The following is a 2,257-nucleotide window of genomic DNA, read 5'->3' on the forward strand; positions in this document are numbered from 1 at the left end:
CGTTAACGCAAAATGGCCACCCAAGAACCTTGGGTGGCCATTTCAACGAAGAAGTCCGGCGGTGTCCTACTCTCCCACAGGGTCCCCCCTGCAGTACCATCGGCGCAAAGAGTCTTAGCTTCCGGGTTCGGAATGTGACCGGGCGTTTCCCTCTCGCTATGGCCGCCGAAACACTATTGATGTATCAAAGTGAACAAGCAAACCAACACGCTGTGCGAACACAGTGGTGTTGTTTGCGGGTTCTCGACCGTACATCGAGAACCACTCAGTGGACGCGTAGCATCTTCGTATTCAAACAAAGAAAGTGTTATCAAATTATCGGCTTATTAGTACCGGTCAGCTCCGAGAGTCTTTCGTCCTCTCTTCCACATCCGGCCTATCAACCCAGTAGTCTGGCTGGGAGCCTCTCGCCCGAAGGCATGGAAATCTCATCTTAAGGCCGGCTTCCCGCTTAGATGCTTTCAGCGGTTATCCATCCCGAACGTAGCTAATCAGCGGTGCTCCTGGCGGAACAACTGACACACCAGAGGTTCGTCCAACCCGGTCCTCTCGTACTAGGGTCAGATCCTTTCAAATTTCCTGCGCGCGCAGCGGATAGGGACCGAACTGTCTCACGACGTTCTAAACCCAGCTCGCGTACCGCTTTAATGGGCGAACAGCCCAACCCTTGGGACCTACTCCAGCCCCAGGATGCGACGAGCCGACATCGAGGTGCCAAACCATGCCGTCGATATGGACTCTTGGGCAAGATCAGCCTGTTATCCCCGAGGTACCTTTTATCCGTTGAGCGACAGCGCTTCCACAAGCCACTGCCGGATCACTAGTCCCGACTTTCGTCCCTGCTCGACTTGTCAGTCTCACAGTCAAGCTCCCTTGTGCACTTACACTCGACACCTGATTGCCAACCAGGTTGAGGGAACCTTTGGGCGCCTCCGTTACTTTTTGGGAGGCAACCGCCCCAGTTAAACTACCCACCAGGCACTGTCCCTGAACCGGATTACGGTTCGAAGTTAGATATCCAGAGTGACCAGAGTGGTATTTCAACAATGACTCCACCTGAACTAGCGTCCAAGCTTCAAAGTCTCCCACCTATCCTACACAAGCCACACCGAACACCAATACCAAGCTGTAGTAAAGGTCACGGGGTCTTTCCGTCCTGCTGCGCGTAACGAGCATCTTTACTCGTAATGCAATTTCGCCGAGTTCGCGGTTGAGACAGCTGGGAAGTCGTTACGCCATTCGTGCAGGTCGGAACTTACCCGACAAGGAATTTCGCTACCTTAGGATGGTTATAGTTACCACCGCCGTTTACTGGGGCTTAAATTCTCAGCTTCGCCTTGCGGCTAACCGTTCCTCTTAACCTTCCAGCACCGGGCAGGCGTCAGTCCGTATACATCGTCTTGCGACTTGGCACGGACCTGTGTTTTTAGTAAACAGTCGCTTCCCACTGGTCTCTGCGGCCTTCAAACGCTTTCGGAGCAAGTCCTAATACGCCTCAGGCCCCCCTTCTCCCGAAGTTACGGGGGCATTTTGCCGAGTTCCTTAACCACGATTCTCTCGATCTCCTTAGTATTCTCTACCTGACCACCTGAGTCGGTTTGGGGTACGGGCCACTAGAACCTCGCGTCGATGCTTTTCTTGGCAGCATAGGATCACCTACTATCCCTTACGGGTCCGTATCGTGTCTCAGCCTTCACGAGAGACGGATTTGCCTATCTCTCAGCCTACGCACTTACACCGGGACAACCATCGCCCGGCATAGGCTACCTTCCTGCGTCACACCTGTTAATACGCTAAACGCACCAGCATGGGGTCGAGCGTTAGACCGGACCCATCATCCCCGAAGGGAATCAGTCGTCCGGGTTAGGACTCTTAGCACCACTGGATTGTCTTGGGCGGTTCTTCGCGGGTACGGGAATATCAACCCGTTGTCCATCGACTACGCCTGTCGGCCTCGCCTTAGGTCCCGACTTACCCAGGGAAGATTAGCTTGACCCTGGAACCCTTGGTCTTTCGGAGGACATGTTTCTCACATGTCTTTCGCTACTCATGCCTGCATTCTCACTCGTGTAGCGTCCACGGCTGGTTTACACCGCCGCTTCACTCGCCACACGACGCTCTCCTACCCATCAATACGGCTGGACCACGAAGGCCTACCAAAAATATCAATGCCACAACTTCGGTGGCGTGCTTGAGCCCCGTTACATTGTCGGCGCGGAATCACTTGACCAGTGAGCTATTACGCACTCTTTCAAGG

2 rRNA genes are annotated in these 2,257 nt (G+C 54.1%); both read right to left on the minus strand.

Annotated features, from left to right (window positions below):
* Nucleotides 1-53 precede the first annotated feature (53 nt).
* A 5S ribosomal RNA gene (rrf, locus tag ITJ57_RS19195) occupies nt 54-170 on the minus strand.
* A gap of 136 nt (nt 171-306) precedes the next feature.
* A 23S ribosomal RNA gene (locus tag ITJ57_RS19200) occupies nt 307-2,257 on the minus strand; the annotation flags it as partial.

It is taken from the genome of Plantibacter sp. VKM Ac-2880, from assembly GCF_015351235.1.
Taxonomy (GTDB): Bacteria; Actinomycetota; Actinomycetes; order Actinomycetales; family Microbacteriaceae; genus Plantibacter.